At 73.7% G+C, this 16173-nt stretch carries 15 protein-coding genes and 1 pseudogene; 7 read left to right on the top strand and 9 right to left on the bottom strand.

Going from position 1 to position 16173, the window contains the following annotated elements; translation table 11 throughout:
* Positions 1–75 precede the first annotated feature (75 nt).
* Complete coding sequence (locus tag J8403_RS16525; protein ID WP_211128281.1) at positions 76–615, top strand: DUF4245 domain-containing protein; 540 nt, start codon at positions 76–78, stop codon at positions 613–615.
* Between the two features lie 72 nt (positions 616–687).
* On the opposite strand, the gene J8403_RS16520 is transcribed toward J8403_RS16525, so the two are convergent.
* The 3 genes from J8403_RS16520 to xseA all read right to left on the bottom strand — a co-directional run bounded on the left by J8403_RS16520 (position 688) and on the right by xseA (position 3129).
* Positions 688–1278 carry a malonic semialdehyde reductase gene (locus J8403_RS16520; RefSeq protein WP_211123854.1) on the bottom strand — a complete coding sequence of 197 codons (591 nt, stop codon included), beginning with the start codon at positions 1276–1278 and terminating at the stop codon, positions 688–690.
* 320 nt (positions 1279–1598) lie between these two features.
* Positions 1599–1898, bottom strand: coding sequence for an exodeoxyribonuclease VII small subunit (locus J8403_RS16515; RefSeq protein WP_211123853.1), 300 nt, complete (start codon positions 1896–1898; stop codon positions 1599–1601).
* 10 nt (positions 1899–1908) lie between these two features.
* Positions 1909–3129 carry an exodeoxyribonuclease VII large subunit gene (gene xseA / locus J8403_RS16510; protein WP_211123852.1) on the bottom strand — a complete coding sequence of 407 codons (1221 nt, stop codon included), beginning with the start codon at positions 3127–3129 and terminating at the stop codon, positions 1909–1911.
* Positions 3130–3182: 53 nt separating this feature from the next.
* Here xseA and J8403_RS16505 point away from each other — a divergent pair, with 53 nt between their 5' ends.
* Both J8403_RS16505 and ppgK read left to right on the top strand, forming a co-directional pair.
* On the top strand, positions 3183–4256 hold the full coding sequence (locus J8403_RS16505; RefSeq protein ID WP_211123851.1) for a 4-hydroxy-3-methylbut-2-enyl diphosphate reductase: 1074 nt from the start codon (positions 3183–3185) through the stop codon (positions 4254–4256).
* Positions 4253–5044 carry a polyphosphate--glucose phosphotransferase gene (ppgK, locus tag J8403_RS16500; RefSeq protein ID WP_211123850.1) on the top strand — a complete coding sequence of 264 codons (792 nt, stop codon included), beginning with the start codon at positions 4253–4255 and terminating at the stop codon, positions 5042–5044. The genes J8403_RS16505 and ppgK overlap by 4 nt, the downstream gene beginning before the upstream one ends.
* Here the strand turns inward: ppgK and J8403_RS16495 are convergent.
* The gene (locus J8403_RS16495; protein ID WP_211123849.1) at positions 4950–5618 is read right to left on the bottom strand and encodes a DUF6542 domain-containing protein; all 669 of its coding nucleotides are present in this window, start codon (positions 5616–5618) and stop codon (positions 4950–4952) included. The genes ppgK and J8403_RS16495 overlap by 95 nt on opposite strands.
* Before the next feature lie 208 nt (positions 5619–5826).
* Here J8403_RS16495 and ychF point away from each other — a divergent pair, with 208 nt between their 5' ends.
* Both ychF and J8403_RS16485 read left to right on the top strand, forming a co-directional pair.
* Positions 5827–6915 (top strand): redox-regulated ATPase YchF, encoded by a 1089-nt coding sequence (gene ychF, locus J8403_RS16490; RefSeq protein ID WP_211123848.1) that lies wholly within the window; start codon positions 5827–5829, stop codon positions 6913–6915.
* Positions 6916–7138: 223 nt separating this feature from the next.
* Positions 7139–7513, top strand: coding sequence for a hypothetical protein (locus tag J8403_RS16485; protein WP_211123847.1), 375 nt, complete (start codon positions 7139–7141; stop codon positions 7511–7513).
* Between the two features lie 208 nt (positions 7514–7721).
* Here J8403_RS16485 and J8403_RS16480 read toward each other — a convergent pair whose 3' ends face one another.
* From J8403_RS16480 to J8403_RS16460, 5 genes and pseudogenes are all read right to left on the bottom strand, one after another.
* Positions 7722–7877: a DUF6131 family protein gene (locus tag J8403_RS16480; protein WP_211123846.1), complete on the bottom strand. Its 156-nt coding sequence runs from the start codon at positions 7875–7877 to the stop codon at positions 7722–7724.
* Between the two features lie 243 nt (positions 7878–8120).
* Positions 8121–9131, bottom strand: a complete 1011-nt coding sequence (locus J8403_RS16475; RefSeq protein WP_211123845.1) for a Rieske (2Fe-2S) protein — start codon at positions 9129–9131, stop codon at positions 8121–8123.
* Complete coding sequence (locus J8403_RS16470; RefSeq protein ID WP_211123844.1) at positions 9128–10159, bottom strand: phytoene/squalene synthase family protein; 1032 nt, start codon at positions 10157–10159, stop codon at positions 9128–9130. Before J8403_RS16470 ends, J8403_RS16475 begins: the two co-directional genes overlap by 4 nt.
* Positions 10160–10797: 638 nt before the next feature.
* Positions 10798–12336, bottom strand: a pseudogene (locus J8403_RS16465) (phytoene desaturase); the annotation flags it as partial.
* Entirely contained in the window at positions 12333–13676 is a 1344-nt protein-coding gene (locus J8403_RS16460) for a polyprenyl synthetase family protein (RefSeq protein WP_211123843.1), read from the bottom strand. The gene J8403_RS16460 and the pseudogene J8403_RS16465, both read right to left, overlap by 4 nt.
* 345 nt (positions 13677–14021) lie before the next feature.
* Here J8403_RS16460 and J8403_RS16455 point away from each other — a divergent pair, with 345 nt between their 5' ends.
* Positions 14022–15392, top strand: a complete 1371-nt coding sequence (locus J8403_RS16455; protein WP_246585865.1) for a lycopene cyclase family protein — start codon at positions 14022–14024, stop codon at positions 15390–15392.
* Positions 15389–16117 carry a class I SAM-dependent methyltransferase gene (locus tag J8403_RS16450; RefSeq protein ID WP_211123842.1) on the top strand — a complete coding sequence of 243 codons (729 nt, stop codon included), beginning with the start codon at positions 15389–15391 and terminating at the stop codon, positions 16115–16117. The genes J8403_RS16455 and J8403_RS16450 overlap by 4 nt, the downstream gene beginning before the upstream one ends.
* Positions 16118–16173: the final 56 nt, after the last annotated feature.

Here is a 16173-nt window from a genome sequence, read left to right as displayed (position 1 = left end):
ACAGCCCCACGCATGAGCACGGCCCTGTTGCGAGGTGCGGCGACCGGATGAGGGACGATAGGGGGCGTGGCAGGTATGCGTGGCAAAGAGACGGTCCGGGACATGGTGCTGTCGCTGGCGGCGATCGGCGTCGTCGCGGCGGCCATCTACCTCTTCGGCATCCCGCACGACGAGGGCGCCAAGGGCTCCGGGGTGAAGACGGTGGACTACCGCGTGGAGCTGGACACGGCCCGCCGCGCCGCCCCGTACCCGGTGGCCGCCCCCGAGCCCGGGAGCCTGCCCAAGGGCTGGCGTGCGACGTCGGTGACCTACCGCCCGGCCGCCGAGCCGGACGGCGCGCTCTGGCACCTCGGCTTCCTCGACCAGGACGAGGAGTACATCGCGGTCGAGCAGAGCGACGGCAAGCCCGTGCCGTTCGTGGAAGAGGTCACACAGCAGGCGCGGCAGACGAAGCGCGTCCAGCGGATCGACGGCGAGGAGTGGGTCCGCTACGAGGGCGACAAGTACGACGCGCTGGTGCGCCAGGAGCCGGGCGTGACCACGGTGGTCACCGGGACGGCGTCGTACGGGCAGCTGACGAAGATGGCCGGCGCGCTCACCGAGAAGAAGGGCTGAGCGCGACGACCGAAGGGCGTGGTCCGGACCGGCGGTCCGGACCACGCCCTTCGGCGTGTGGTCTGTGGTGGCTCAGACCGTGGTGATGACCTGGTCGTAGTCCAGGCGCGGGCCACGGGGGAACCAGGCGTCCTCGCCCGGCTTGCCGATGTTGATGACCACCAGCGGGGTGTGGTCCTCGTCCAGGAACTCCTTCTGGACCCCGGCGGCGTCGAAACCGGTCATCGGGCCGGCGGCGAGACCGGCGGCGCGGATGCCCAGGATGAAGTAACCGGCCTGCAGCGAGGCGTTGAGCGCGGCGGCCTGCTCACGGGCGGCGCGCTCGGAGAAGAAGACGTCCTTCGCCTGCGGGAAGTGCGGGAAGAGCGCGGGGAGCTCCTCGTGGAACTCGTTGTCCGCGGCGAGGATCGCGACCAGCGGGGCGGTGGAGGTCTTGGCCTGGTTGCCCTCGGCCATGTGCTGGACCAGCCGCTCACGGGCCTCGGGGGAACGGACCAGCACAACGCGCAGCGGCGACTGGTTGAACGCGGTCGGCGCGTACTTGATCAGGTCGTAGATCGCCTGCACCTGCTCCTCGGTGACCGGCTCGTCGGTGAAGGTGTTCGCGGTGCGGGCCTCACGGAAGAGAAGGTCCTGAGCGGCGGGGTCGAGTACGAGTGCCATGGAAGAAACCTCTGCATAAGCGGGGATATCGCTGACGGCCTCTACTGTACGGCGCTTAGATTAATGTTCAACTAAAAAGTTGGCGCAGGGTGCGGAAGGTGCTCTGAATCACATGGTGCGCAGCGCGCGAGGACCGGGCGCGCTGCATCGAGTGCGGCCGTACGACGGCGGGTGATCGGGCGCGGCCGGTCATCGACGGCCGTGCGACGGCGGGCAACAACCGAACCCGGCCGCGCGGCGCCGGGCAGCACCCAGCCCGGCCGGTCGGCGGCGAGCAACAAGGGGTGAACGGCAAGCGGTGAGCGGCAAACCGCCGGCGGTCACCCCTCGGGCGGGCGCTCCTCGCCCTCGCCGTCCCCTTCCGCGTCCGCATCCGTCTCGTCCGCCAGCGCCGCGTCCAGCCGTGCCCGCGCGCCCTCCAGCCAGCGGCGGCAGACCTTGGCCAGCTCCTCGCCCCGCTCCCACAGCGCGAGCGACTCCTCCAGGCTGGTGCCGCCCGCCTCCAGCCGGCGGACCACCTCGACCAGCTCGTCCCGCGCCTGCTCATAGCCGAGCGTGGTCTCCGCCCCCGGGGCGTCGCTCCGCGCGGTCTGCTGGGCCTGCTCGTCCGTCTTCGCCATGCCCCTCACCCTATTCAGCCGGACCGACAGCGACGCGCGCCCGGAACTCGCCCTCGGCGACCCGCGCGCGCAGCTCCTCGCCCTCCGTGACCTCGTCGGCCGCCCGCACCACCGAGCCGTCGGGGTGCTGCAGCACCGCATAGCCCCGCCGCAGCGTCGCGGCGGGGGAGAGGGCCACCACCCGCGCCTGGGTGTGGGCCAGCTCGGAGTCGGCCCGGTCCAGCAGATGGCCCAGGCAGCGGCGGGCGCGCTCCAGCACCGCCGTGATCCGCTCCGCCCGCTCGTCCACCATGCGGTGCGGCTCCCGCATGCAGGGCCGGGCCAGCGCGGCGGCCAGCCCCCGCTCCTCCCGGTCCAGCAGCCCGTGCACACTGCGCAGCGCGCGCTCCCGCAGCTGCTGGACGCGCATCAGCTCCTCGCCCACATCCGGCACGATCTTCTTCGCCGCGTCGGTGGGCGTGGAGGCGCGCAGATCGGCGACCAGGTCGAGCAGCGGTGAGTCCGGCTCATGGCCGATCGCGGAGACCACCGGCGTACGGCACGCGGCCACCGCCCGCACCAGCTGCTCATCGGAGAACGGCAGCAGATCCTCCACACTGCCGCCGCCGCGCGCCACCACGATCACGTCCACTTCCGGCAGCGCGTCGAGCTCCTTGACCGCCTCGATCACCTGCGGCACCGCGTGCACCCCCTGCACCGCCACATTGCGCACCTCGAAGCGGACGGCGGGCCAGCGCAGCCGTGCGTTCTCCAGCACATCGCGCTCGGCGGCCGAGGCGCGCCCGCAGACCAGCCCTATCAGCTGCGGCAGAAAGGGCAGCGGCTTCTTGCGCTCGGCCGCGAACAGCCCCTCGGCCGCCAGCGCCTTCTTCAACTGCTCGAGCCGCGCGAGCAGTTCGCCCACGCCCACCGGGCGGATCTCGGCGGCCCGCAGGGACAGCTGGCCCCGCGGCGCGTACCACTCCGGCTTGGCGTGCACCACGACCCGCGCGCCCTCGCGCACCGTGTCCGCGATGCGGTCGAAGACGGCGCGGAAGCAGGTGACGGTCAGCGAGATGTCGTAACTGGGGTCGCGCAGGGTCAGAAACACCACACCGGCGCCCGGGCGCCGGGACAGCTGGGTGATCTGCCCCTCGACCCACACCGCGCCGAGCCGGTCGATCCAGCTTCCGATCAGCCGGGACACCTCGCCGACCGGGATCGGCGCCTCCGCGGACGTGTTGACAGCCATGACCGCGAGGGTATCGGTCACCACCGACAGACCCCGGGGTCATCGCCCCTACCATGGGGGACATGACTGCAACCTCCGCCCGAAGGGTCCTGCTCGCGGCCCCCCGTGGCTACTGTGCCGGTGTCGACCGTGCCGTGATCGCCGTCGAGAAGGCCCTGGAGCAGTACGGCGCGCCGATCTATGTGCGCAAGGAGATCGTCCACAACAAGTACGTCGTCCGGACCCTGGAGAAAAAGGGCGCCATCTTCGTCGACGAGACGGAAGAGGTGCCCGAGGGCTCCATCGTGATCTTCTCGGCGCACGGTGTCGCGCCGGTGGTCCACGAGGAGGCCGCCGAGCGCAAGCTGGCCACCATCGACGCCACCTGTCCGCTGGTGACCAAGGTCCACAAGGAAGCAGTCCGGTTCGCCAAGGAGGACTACGACATCCTCCTGATCGGTCACGAGGGCCATGAGGAGGTCATCGGCACCAGCGGTGAGGCCCCGGAGCACATCACCCTGGTCGACGGCCCCGACGATGTGAAGAACGTCGATGTGCGCGACGAGTCCAAGGTCGTCTGGCTCTCCCAGACCACCCTCTCCGTCGACGAGACCATGGAGACCGTGGACGCGCTCAAGGAGCGCTTCCCGCAGCTCATCAGCCCGCCCAGCGACGACATCTGCTACGCCACCCAGAACCGCCAGATCGCCATCAAGCAGGTGGCCGCCGAGTCCGACCTGGTCATCGTGGTCGGCTCCAAGAACTCCTCCAACTCGGTGCGGCTGGTGGAGGTCGCCATCGGCGCGGGCGCCAAGGACGGCCATCTGGTCGACTACGCGAGCGAGATCGACGAGGCATGGCTGGAGGGCGTCACCACGGTCGGCGTGACCTCGGGCGCCTCCGTTCCGGACGTGCTCGTCGAGGGCGTCCTGGAGTGGCTGGCCGAGCGCGGCTTCGGCGATGTCGAGGTCGTCCAGCCGATGCAGGAGTCCCTGACCTTCTCGCTCCCCAAGGAGCTGCGCCGGGACCTGCGGGCGGAGGCGGCAGCGGCCGCGACGTCCGCCGGTGAGCCGGAGGCCGGTGAGCCGGCGGCCGGTGAGCCGGCGGCCGCGGCGGTCGCCGCCGAGGCGGAGGGACCGCAGCGGTGACGCAGGACCAGGGGGCCACGGGGGCGTCCGCGGCGAAGGTGTTCGGCATCGACATCGGCGGTTCGGGCATCAAGGGCGCCCCGGTGGACCTGGACCGGGGTGAGCTCGCGGAGGAGCGCCATAAGGTGCTCACCCCGCATCCGTCCACGCCCGAGGCGGTCCTGGACGGTGTGGTGGAGGTCGTCCGGCATTTCGGCTGGTCCGGGCGGCCGGTCGGGGTGACCTTCCCGGGTGTGGTGAAGAACGGTGTCACTCTTACCGCCGCGAATGTCGACAAGAGCTGGATCGGCACCGATCTGGCGTCACAGCTCGGCGAGCGGCTGCACTGCCCCGTCACGGTGCTGAACGACGCGGACGCGGCCGGGGTCGCGGAAGTGGCCTTCGGCGCCGCCCGCGGCGTGAAGGGCACCGTGATCGTACTCACCCTCGGTACCGGCATCGGCAGCGCGCTCTTCACCGACGGCCATCTGCTCACCAACACCGAGCTGGGCCATCTGGAGCTGGACGGCCACGAGGCGGAGAAGCGGGCCTCGACCAAGGCCAAGGACGATCACGAGCTCAGCTGGTCGCACTGGGCGCGCCGGGTGCAGAAGTACCTCCATCACCTGGAGATGCTGTTCTCGCCGGAGCTCTTCGTGCTGGGCGGCGGGGTGAGCCGTAAGGCGGACAAGTTCCTGCCGCTGATCGAGGGCGTCAGGGCCGAGATCGTGCCTGCGCAGCTGCAGAATAACGCGGGGATCGTGGGGGCCGCGATGGCCGCGGCCGCTGCTGCCGACGACGCCGGGTGACCAGCACCGCCCGCCGTACGAGCACGATCACCACGGTCAGCAGCGTCCCCGCGTAGAGCCAGCCGGCCTGCAGCGACAGTGCGGTGAACACCCCCACCGCCTGTCCGCTGAAGCCGGCCGACCCGTCGTTGATCGGCAGCAGCCCGACCGTATAGGCCAGCGGCGCCGTCACCGGCGCCGCCAGCAGATCGGCGGGGCGCACCCACAGCCCGCAGGCCGCGCAGGCCGGCAGGAAGAGCACGCTGTACACGGTGGGTGAGCCGGAGAACAGCAGCGCGTCCAGACAGCCGATGCCCAGCATGGTGAGCGCGGTCAGCAGCCCCGCGCCCAGCCCGGTCAGCCGGGGGTCCGGAAGGGACAGCCCCCGGGCCCGCCGCAGCGCGGCGGGCAGCGCCGCGGCCGGACCGGACGGCCCCGTCCGCCGCGCGGGCGGCCGGACGTCCCGGGCCGCGCCACCGGGCCGTCCACGGCCCTGACCGGCGCCTCGGCTCCGGCCGGTGTACGTGTCGTCCGCGGCCGGGCGGGGCGGCGGGGCCGCCGCGCGGCGCGGCGTACGCGTGCTGTATTGCTCCACCCGACCAACGTAGGCGGCCGGAGGGCGGGAATCCGGTCTTGGACACGCCCTTCGCAGGACCTTGGCAGTGTGTTCGACCGATTGTCAGCCCGGCTGGGTGATCGGCCGGGCGATCGGGGGCGGCCCCGTAGACTGGTGGACCGGCCCCGCCGGGGTCCGTCCTCTGTCCTCACATCCCGACCACGGGAAGTTACGGGAAGTCGCCAACGTGTCGCTCACGATCGGAATCGTCGGTCTGCCGAATGTCGGCAAGTCGACCCTTTTCAACGCCCTGACCAAGAACGACGTGCTGGCGGCCAACTACCCGTTCGCCACCATCGAGCCCAACGTCGGCGTGGTCGGCGTCCCCGACCCCCGCCTGGACAAGCTCGCCGAGATCTTCGGCTCGGCCCGCAAGCTCCCCGCCACCGTCGACTTCGTCGACATCGCGGGCATCGTCAAGGGCGCCTCGGAGGGCGAGGGCCTGGGCAACAAGTTCCTGGCGAACATCCGTGAGTCCGACGCCATCTGCCAGGTCATCCGCGCCTTCAAGGACGAGAACGTCGTCCACGTCGACGGCAAGATCTCGCCCAAGAGCGACATCGAGACGATCAACACCGAGCTGATCCTCGCCGACCTCCAGACCATCGAGAAGGTGCTGCCGCGCCTGGTCAAGGAGTCCCGGATCAAGAAGGACAAGCAGCCCCAGGTCAAGGCCGTCGAGGAGGCCAAGGCCATCCTCGACGAGGGCCGCACTCTCTTCTCCGCCGGCATCGTCCAGGGCAGCGAGCGCGCCGCCCTCCTCCACGAGCTGCACCTGCTCACCACCAAGCCCTTCCTCTACGTCTTCAACGTCGACGAGGACGAGCTCACCGACGAGTCCTTCAAGGCCGAGCAGCGCGCCCTCGTCGCCCCCGCCGAGGCGATCTTCCTCAACGCCAAGCTGGAGGCCGACCTCGCCGAGCTGGACGAGGACGAGGCCCTCGAGCTCCTCCAGTCCGTGGGCCAGGAAGAACCCGGCCTCGCCACCCTCGCCCACGTCGGCTTCGACACCCTGGGCCTGCAGACCTACCTCACCGCCGGCCCCAAGGAATCCCGCGCCTGGACCATCAAGAAGGGCGCCACGGCCCCCGAGGCGGCCGGTGTGATCCACACCGACTTCCAGAAGGGGTTCATCAAGGCCGAGGTCATCTCCTACGAGGACCTCGTCACCACCGGCTCGGTGGCCGATGCCCGCTCGGCGGGCAAGGCCCGCATGGAGGGCAAGGACTATGTGATGCAGGACGGGGACGTGGTGGAGTTCCGCTTCAACGTATGAACTCCTCCCCATCGCTGACCTGGGGAGATGAGGTCTCCGCGGTAAGCGCGGCCGGCGACGCCGGGTCGGTTCGGCCCGGCGCCGGCCCTTCACGGCCGTCCTCCGTGACCGGGCCGGACAACGTCGCGGTGGCCGTGCCGCGGCCCGCGCAGGAGGCCCTCCGCCGGGGCCGTCGCGCCCAGTGGGGTACACCCGGCCGGACGGACGAATAAAATCGGCTCTCATGTCGAACGCTGACGAACTGCTCGTCGACCTGGCCGCCATGGTGGAGTCCGAGCGGAGCAATCAGATGTCCCTGACCGTGGTCACCGGCGGCGCCGTCATCACCGGACGGTTGGCTCCCGAAGCCGTGTGGAGGCAGCGGGTGTCGGAGATCCTGAGGGACTCGGACCGCCTCGGCCCCTTCTCCGGCGTCTTCACCGCCGACGAGACGCAGGACCGGCCGGACCGCGCTGGGCCGCCCACCCATCTGCATTTTCATGTCGCCCGAATCCTGCAAGGAAGCATCGGGATCCCCGAGACGGGCGGGATGTACCGCGTCGCGATCAAGGACGTCAGCGGCTGGACCGTTGGCGACTTCAGCTACTCCGACGCATGAGTCACGGACCCCTGGTCGGCCCTGGAGGCACCGTCTTGCCGACCCGACACTGAATGGAATGGGTTGAGGGCTCGACCGGCGCGCGCCGGTCGAGCCCTCAACGCTGTCCTGGTCTCGGCTTTCGTCTGCCCCGCCGGTTACCTGAGCGGGGGCCGAGTCTCACTTCTCCGGCGCGCGTCGACGGCTCTGCTACCAGTAGTGCCGACGCCTACCAGTAGTGCCGACGCCCACCGATCGCGTGCCCGGCGGCGCCCAGGACCCAGAGGATCGCTCCGATGACGAGAAGGATGATGCCAATGGTCCACAGGACGGAGATGCCGGTCACAAAGCCGACGATGAGGAGAATGATCCCGAGGGCGATCATGGATTCCTCCGATCTTCGGGAAACTCCCTTTTGAGTATTCCTCTCGTATCAGCTCCACGCCAATTCGTCCCCCGTTACGGCCCCACGTAACGACCTTTGGGTGGGCCTTTTGCGGAACGCGCGTCACAGGGAGGGTGATCACAACCAGCTCGAGGTGTTCCAGCGGCCGCCTCCGCGCATCTCGCACCCGAGGCGGCTTCCGGCCGGGTTCTGGAACGGGCTCGGGAACGCCTCGCGCGCCGCTCAGCCCGGGAAGCGGCCCGTCGAGCGCAGCTGCCAGCGCCGCTCGGCGTAGGCCAGGTCGTCCCGCCACAGCCGGCCGGCCGCGGCGCGCATCAGGGGACGCAGCAGGGGCGCGGCCCGGCGGGCGGCGGCGAAGCCCGGGCGGTCCGAGGCGGTCACCACCGCCTCGATGACGGCGGTGCGGGGGCGGCCGGAGTCGTCCGCGCCGAGCGGGGTGGCATGGGTCTCCACGACGGAGCCCGCGCCCTCGCCCTCGGTGATGCGCATGACGACGGTGCGGGGTTCGGGTGCCGTGAAGACGGCACGGACCGGCACGACCAGCCGGCCCGCCACCTTGAAGGACACGTCGACGGTGAGGGCGTCCGCGCCGCCGTCCGCCGCGCGGGCCGGTCCGCCAGGCGCGTCCACCACCGTCAGATCGACGAACGAGTAGGGGTGGAACCACGCCCCGTGCCATGGATCGAGCCGGTTGGCCAGCACGTCCTCGGGCTCACAGACACCCACCCCGGTGTAGACGGCCGTCAGGGCGCGGGCGGGCTCGGGCCGCCGCGGTACGACGGGTGCGTCCAGCGGCTCCTCCCCGCCGACGGTGTCCAGCCGCACCCACACCAGCACCCCGTCGTCGTGCACCGGCAGCGGCGACCAGCCCGCGTACGGGCTGCCGTCCAGGGCCAGCCCGTGCCAGTGGCACACCAGCGTGCCGCAGCGCACCGGGCTGTCCCGCAGCGGCGCCCCCAGGTGCGGGCAGATCCCCGGTCCGCCGACGAGGCGCCCGCCGGGGCCGCGCCAGACCACGACCTCCTGACCCGCCACGGTCCGCGACGCCGGCTTGGCGTCCCCCCGCAGGGCGCGGGAGGCGCCGACGACGTACCAGTTCCCGGACGGGCGGGCCTGCGCCCGCTTCAGCGCCCCGGCGATCACCGCGGGCCGGGCCTCGCGCCAGGTGGGCCGTTGACGCTCCCAGGGCACGGCGTGATGACGCAGCGTCAACGGGAGGCGACGGCGGTTCACGCGACCTCCTCGGCGGAGCAGACGGCCATCGCCGGCGGGGGCGCGGCCGCGGGCAGGGGGCGGGCGCGGGCGGGCGGCCGGTCTCCGGGGCCGGTGCGCGCCCGCAGCCGGGCCGCCGCCACCCGGGCCAGCCCGTCGACGGCGACCACCGCCCGGTGCCGCCGCTGCACCGCCGACCGCCGGTGCAGCACGGCGTAGCCGTCGCGGGCGACGGTGTCCAGGATGCCGCCGTACAGGACGGTCGCCGTGCGGATGCAGGGGCGCGCCACCGGTTCGAGCAGTTCGATGCCGGGCACCGCCGTCCGGTACACGCCGCGGGTCAGCGCCTCGAACTCCTTGAGCGCGGCGGTGATCCGGCGGTCCGGATGGCCCGTCGCGCGGCTCCGGACCAGCAACTCCCGGTCCACGCCGTGACCGGCGAGCAGGTCGGCGGGCAGATAGACGCGCCCGCGGTCCAGGTCCTCGCCGACATCCCGCAGGAAGTTGCTCAGCTGGAAGGCGACGCCGAGCGCCGCGGCGTACGGCGCGGCCTCCTCCCGCGGCACCACCGTGCCCAGCACCGGCAGCATCTCGAGCCCGATCACCGCGGCCGAGCCGTGCATATAGGCGCGCAGGTCGGCGTAGGTGGGGTAGGCCGTCACCACCAGGTCGGAGCGCATGGCGGTCATGAAGTCCCGGAAGTGGGCGTGGTCGATGGCGTAGCGGCGGGCGGTGTCGGCGAGCGCGCGCACCACCGGCTCGCCGCTGTCGCCCCGCCGCAGCCCCTCCTCCAGCTCCCCCTGGAGCCGGCTCAGCGCCCGCACCCGCATATCCGGTCCGGCGCCGGAGTCGAGGGAGTCGACGATGTCGTCGGCCCAGCGGGCGAAGCCGTACAGGGCGTGCACGGCGGGTCGGCGCTCGACGGGCAGCAGCCGGGTGGCGAGGAAGTAGGTCTTGCCGTGCCGGGCGTTCAGGGCGCGGCAGTGGCGGTAGGCCGCACGCAGCGCCGGATCGGTGATACCCGCCGCGTCGAGCTCTCGATCGGTCATCCGGTCCTGCCTTCGATCGCGGGGGCCGTCGGGTCGGTCGGGTCGGCCGGGGGGCTCTCCGGCACCGGGGGCTGAAGCGCGGCGGGCGGGGGCTGCGGTGAGGAGGCCGGGGGCTGCGGTGAGGAGGCCGGGGACTGCGGTGAGGAGGCCGGCGGCTCCGGCGCGCCGGTCGGGCAGGGGCGAGGTGTCTCAGGCGCTCGTGGGGCGGCCGCCGCCTCCCGCGTGACGGCCGCCAGGGACACGGACGGGGCCGGGGAACCCGGGCGGGCCGGGGCACCGGCCCTCGTCGGGTGGGCGGTGGTCGCCGGGCGGGCGGCGGTCGCCGGGTGGGCGGTGGTCGTCGGGGCACCGGTCCTCGTCGGGAGGGCGGTGGTCGTCGGGAGGTCGGCCCTGGCCGGGGCTCCGGCCCTCGTCGGGAGGCTGGGGGTTGCCGGGTGGGCGGTGGTCGCCGGGGGGCTGGCGGTTGCCGGGGGGTCGGCGGTCGTCGGGAGGTCGGCCCTGGCCGGGGCTCCGGCCCTCGTCGGGAGGCTGGGGGTTGCCGGGAGGTCGGCGGTCGCCGGGGGGCTGGTGGGCGCCGAGAGGCCGGCCCTCGGCGGGAGGTCGGCGGTCGCCGGGGCGTCGGCCCTCGCCGGATGGGCAGCCCTCGCCGGGAGGGCGGACGTCGTGGAGGGCCGCGGGCGGGTGGTCCCGCGTCCGGGTACGCCGGTCACGCGGGCCGCGGCCAGCTTTCCCGACAGCAGCACGGTCGGTACGCCGACGCCGGGTGTGGTGCCGCAGCCGGCCAGCACCGCGTTCTCCGTCCCGCGCACCAGGTTGCGGGGCCGGAACGGGCCGGTCTGGGCGAAGGTGTGGGCGGCCGAGAAGGGTGTCCCGGCGGCGTGGCCTCGGGTGTGCCAGTCGGCCGGGGTGATCAGGCACTCCTCCTCGATGGCGGCTTCGATGCCGTCCAGTCCGCGGCGCTCCAGCTCCCGCAGCAGCGTGTCCCGGTAGCGCGGGCCGAGGTCGGACCAGGCCGCCGCGTGCGGGCCGATAGCGGTGTTGGGGCAGGGGGCGAGGATGTAGTGCAGGTGGCGGCCGGGCGGCGCGAGGCCGGGGTCGGTGGCGGTGGGCCGGGTGATGAGCAGCGACGGGTCGCTCATCAGCCGTCCGGCACGGGCGAGTTCGTCGAACGTGGTGTGCCATGCCGCGCCGAACGACAGCGTGTGATGGGCGAGTTGGGGCCAGGTGCGGTCCGTGCCGATGTGCAGCACGACCGCGGAGGGGGAGTGGCGCAGCCCGAGCGGTCTGCGTGGCCGACGGCCGAGCAGCCGGTAGGCGACGGGCAGGTCCGGGGTGAGGATCACCGCGTCGCACGGGATGCGGCCGGTGTCGGTGACGACGGCGGTGATCCGCTCGCCCGACCGTTCCAGGCGGGTCACCCGTTGCCCGTACCGCAGCTCGGCGCCCGCGTCGGTGGCCGCCTCCGCCATCGCCCGCGGAAGGGCGTGCATGCCGCCCCGGGGGAAGTACACGCCGGCGACGGTGTCCATGTAGGCGATGACCGCGTAGGCGGCCAGCACCCGCGCCGGGGGCACACCCGCGTACAGGGCCTGGAAGGAGAACACCCGGCGCAGCCGCTCGTCGTTCAGGAAGCGGCCGATCCGGGCGTCGAGGCGGCCGAAGCCGCCCAGCGCGGCCAGCCGGGCGAGGTCGGCGTTGAGCAGGCCGAGCGGCGAGTCGAAGTTGACGTCGATGAACCGGCGCAGCTGCGCCCGGTACAGCCGCTCCAGCCAGTCGCGCAGCCGCCGGTAGCCCGCCGCCTCGGCCGGCCCGGCGAACCGTTCCACCTCCGCGGCCATCGCGTCCGCCCCGGTGTGGACGTCGAGGCTGCTGCCGTCCGCGAAGCGGGCCCGGTAGGCCGGGTGCAGCGGGACCAGGTGGACCCGCTCGCACAGGCTGTCGCCGACGGCGGCGAACGCCTCGTCGGCCAGCTCCGGCATGGTCAGCACGGTGGGCCCGGTGTCGATCCGGTAGCCGGCCAGGTCGAGCCGTCCGGCCCGGCCGCCGGGCAGGTCCTCGCGTTCGAGGACGGTGACGCGGCGTCCGGCGCCCAGCAGGTGCAGCGCCGCCGACAGCCCGGCGAGTCCGGCGCCGACGACCACCACGTGGTCCGTGGGACCGGGCAGGGCGCGGGTCATCGGCCGGTCCCCTCGGTGCCGCGGGGCCGAGTCCCGCCCGGATCGTGCGCGGGCCGCGGGCGTACGGCGGCGTCCTGACCCGGCCGCGCCCCGGCCGTCGCGAGCAGCAGATCCCGCAGCGGGCCGGTGCCCTCCGGGTCGAGCCGGGCGCTGTCGAAGTGCCCAAGACCCCGCGCGGCGAGCCGGTCGATCGTGGTCTCCACGGTGGCCCGCGCCCCTGTCGCGATGAGTACGTCCCGCACCTCGTCCAGGCCGCGCTCGGTGAGCGCCGCGTCACCGAGCCACCGCTCCAGCACGGCGAGCGCGGCGCCGTCGCCGGCGGCCTCGGCCCGCGCACGGGCGACCGCGACCAGATAGGTCGGCTTGCCCTCCCGGATGTCGCCGCCGCATGCCTTGCCGGTCTCCCGCGGGCCGCGGAAGACGTCGTCCAGGTCGTCGCGCAGCTGGAACGCCAGGCCGACGCATCGTCCGGCGTCGCACAGCCGGCGCAGTGTCGCCTCGTCCGCGCCCGCCACGGCGGCCCCCAGGGTGAGGGGCCGCTCCACCGAGTACAGGGCGCTCTTCAGGCAGGCGGCGCGCAGCGCGCGGGCCAGGGACCGCGCGGCGGTGATCTGGCCCCGTACGTCCAGGTACTGGCCCGCCACCATCTCCGTGCGTAGATCGCTCCACAGCCGCCGCACCACCGCCCCGGCCGTGGGTGCCAGCGGCGTCTCCACCACCAGGTCGTCGGCCCAGGCCAGCGCCAGATCCCCGGCGAGGACCGCGGCCGACTGCCCGAACCGCTCGGCCCGCTCGGCCCCCACCCGGCCGGCGTGGCGATCGGCCAGGTCCGTGTGGAGCGCGGGCCGGCCGCGCCGCAGCACCGCCCGGTCCATCACGTCGTCGTGGACGAGCGCGCAGGTCTGGAGCAGTTCCAGGGCGCCGCCGATCCGCAGGGCCGCTGCCGCGGACGCCGGATCCCGGCCGGCGCAGGCCCGCGCGGCCCACCACACCAGCTGCGCGCGGGTGCGTTTGCCGCCCTTCAGGGTGAAGCGTGTCACCCGTTCGGCCAGCTCCTCGGCGAACAGCGGATCCGCCGGCCGAGCGCGGTGCAGGCGTTCCGCCAGCACATGGTCGAGCACCCGGCCGACGGCGCCGGGCACGTCGGCGTCGACCTGGCGCACCTCGGCGGACCCGGTGGGCAGCGGCCCGCCCGCCGCGGTCCACGCCTCCGTCGCGCCGTGTCCTGCGTCGCCGTCGGCCACTGGCCCGCGCGCGAGTGACGGCACGGGCGCCTTGGCCACCGCGACCGGGTGCGACGGCGCGGTCGCGGGGTGGTCCTTCGCGTGGGTGGGACGCATTCCGGTTCCCTCCGTCGTGTCCGTCGTGTCCGTCGTGTCCGTCGTGTCCGTCGTGTCCGTCGTGTGTCGTGTCCGTCGTGTCCGACGTTCTCGTCACACGTCTGCTTCGGCGCGGGCGGTGCGGACGGATATGCGAACGCCTCACGCGCGTGGCGACCACCGCCCCTTCACGGTGCCGTGTCCGGCGCCCGGGCGCTCGCCGTCAGGGGGCGTCCTGCGTCCGCCGGGGTACACAATTTGGGAAAACCAGGCCAAGACGGCCCGGAACGGGTGCCGTGTGCCCCACCCGCCCGGCCGCGCGGGAGCACCCGACGGCACGGCACCAGACCGAGGAAGGGAGGCATCGTGCCGGAGACGGACGTGGCCGTTGTGGGAGCGGGCGCCGCCGGGCTGTCGCTGGCCCACCGGCTCGCCGGACGCGTACCCGGCCTGCGCACACCGTCCGTGGTGCTGGTGGACGCGCCGCCCGGTCCGCTGCGCCCGCCGCCGCGCACCTGGTGCTACTGGGCGGCGGGACCCGGGCGGTTCGACGCGGCGGTGCGGGCCGAGTGGCGGCGGCTGAGGGTGCGTCCGCGCACCGGCGCCCCGGTCGAGGGGGACATCGCCCCGCTGCGCTACCGAATGATCCGCTCCGTCGACTTCGAGCGCCTGGTCTCCCGGGACCTGGCCCGCAGCCCCAACGTCCGGCGCCTGGAAGCCACCGTCGAAACGGTGGAGGACGTGCCCGGTGGCGCTCACGTCCACCTGAGGGACACCGATGGCCGGGCGCGGGTGCTCAGCGCCCGCTGGGTGCTGGACTCCCGCCCCCCGAGCAGCCTGCCGGCCGCTCGCACCACCCTGCTGCAGCACTTCCACGGCTGGGTCGTGCGCACCGCCCGGCCCGCCTTCGACCCGGCCGCGGTGGAGCTGATGGACTTCCGTACCCCGCAGCCCGCCCACGGCCTGTCCTTCGGCTACGTCCTGCCGCTCGGGCCGTACGAGGCGCTCGTGGAGTACACCGAGTTCTCCGCGCGCACCCTCACCCCGGACCGTTACGAGGCCGCCGTACGCCACTACGCCGACGAGGTGCTGCGGCTCGGCGAACGGCAGGTCCTGGCCACTGAGACCGGCGTCATCCCGATGACGGACGCGCCGGTCCCCCGGCAGGCCGGCGCCTCGGTCTTCCCCATCGGCGCCGCCGGCGGAGCCACCCGCCCCGCCACCGGCTACACCTTCGCCGGACTGCAGCGCCAGACCCGGGCCGTCGCCGACGCCCTGCGCCGTGGGCGCCGCCCGGTGCCGCCCGCCGCCCACTCGGTGCGCTCCCGTGCCATGGACGCGGTCCTGCTGCGCGCCCTGGACAGCGGCCGGGCCGACGGCCCAGAGCTGTTCAGCCGCCTGTTCGCCCGCGTGCCCATGGCACGGCTGCTGCGCTTTCTCGACGGCGGCACCCGCCTGCACGAGGACGTGTCCATCGGCCTGCGCACGCCCGTCGGGCCGATGCTGCGCTCCGCCCTGGAGCTGCCCCGCCTGCCCCGCCGCCGCTTCGACCTCCCCGCGTCGCCGCATCCGGCGGCGCGCCCCGCCACTCCGCCGCATCCGCCCGCGCGTCCCGCCACTCCGCCGCATCCGCCCGCGCGTCCCGCCACTCCGCCGCATCCGCCGGCGCCTCCTCCCGCCACTCCGCCACCTCCCACGTCGGACCCGCCCGCCCCGCCCCCCACGGAGACCGCATGACGCTGCTGCGCGACGAGTGCCTCGCCGCCGCCTTCGACCACGCCTCCCGCAGCTACGACACGCTCGTGGCCGCCAATCCCGGCTACCACGCCCATCTGCGCCGCTCGGTGCGCCGGCTCGGGCTGCCCGGACATGGGCAGGGGCTGCGCCTGCTCGACCTCGGCTGCGGCACCGGCGCCTCCACCGCCGCCCTGCGGTGCGTCCTGCCCGCCGCCGACATCACGGCCGTGGACGCCTCGGCCGGCATGCTCCGGCGGGCCGCGGCCAAGCCGTGGGCGGACGGGGTGACCTTTGTGCACGCCCCCGCAGAACGGCTGGCCGAGGCCGGGGTACGCGGCCCCTTCGACGCGGTCTTCGCGGCGTACCTCTTCCGCAACGTCACCGACCCCGACGCCGTCCTCGCCGGCGTGCGCGGGCTGCTGCGGCCGGGCGGCCGGCTCGGCGTGCACGAGTACGCCCTCCGCGGGCGGCGAGCCGATCGCGCGGTGTGGACGCTGGTGTGCCGGGGCGTCGTACAGCCCGTGGCGACCCTGCTGGGGGACGGGCCGCTCTACCGGCACCTGTGGCGCAGTGTGCTGGAGTTCGACACTGCCGGGCGGTTCGCGCGGCGCCTCGACACGGCCGGCTTCGACCGGATCCGCGCCCTGCCGCTGCCGGGTTGGCAGACGGGCATCGCCCACACCTTCGTCGCCCGCCGGGGATGCGACCGGCGGGAGGACGCATGAGGGCCCCACGTCGCCTGCCGGGGATGCGACCGGCGGGGGGACGCATGAGGGCCCCG

The organism is Streptomyces yatensis, assembly GCF_018069625.1.
Classification (GTDB): Bacteria; Actinomycetota; Actinomycetes; order Streptomycetales; family Streptomycetaceae; genus Streptomyces; species Streptomyces yatensis.
Note: the sequence above shows the minus strand (reverse complement) of the source record. Positions and strands in the feature narration are given on the sequence as shown.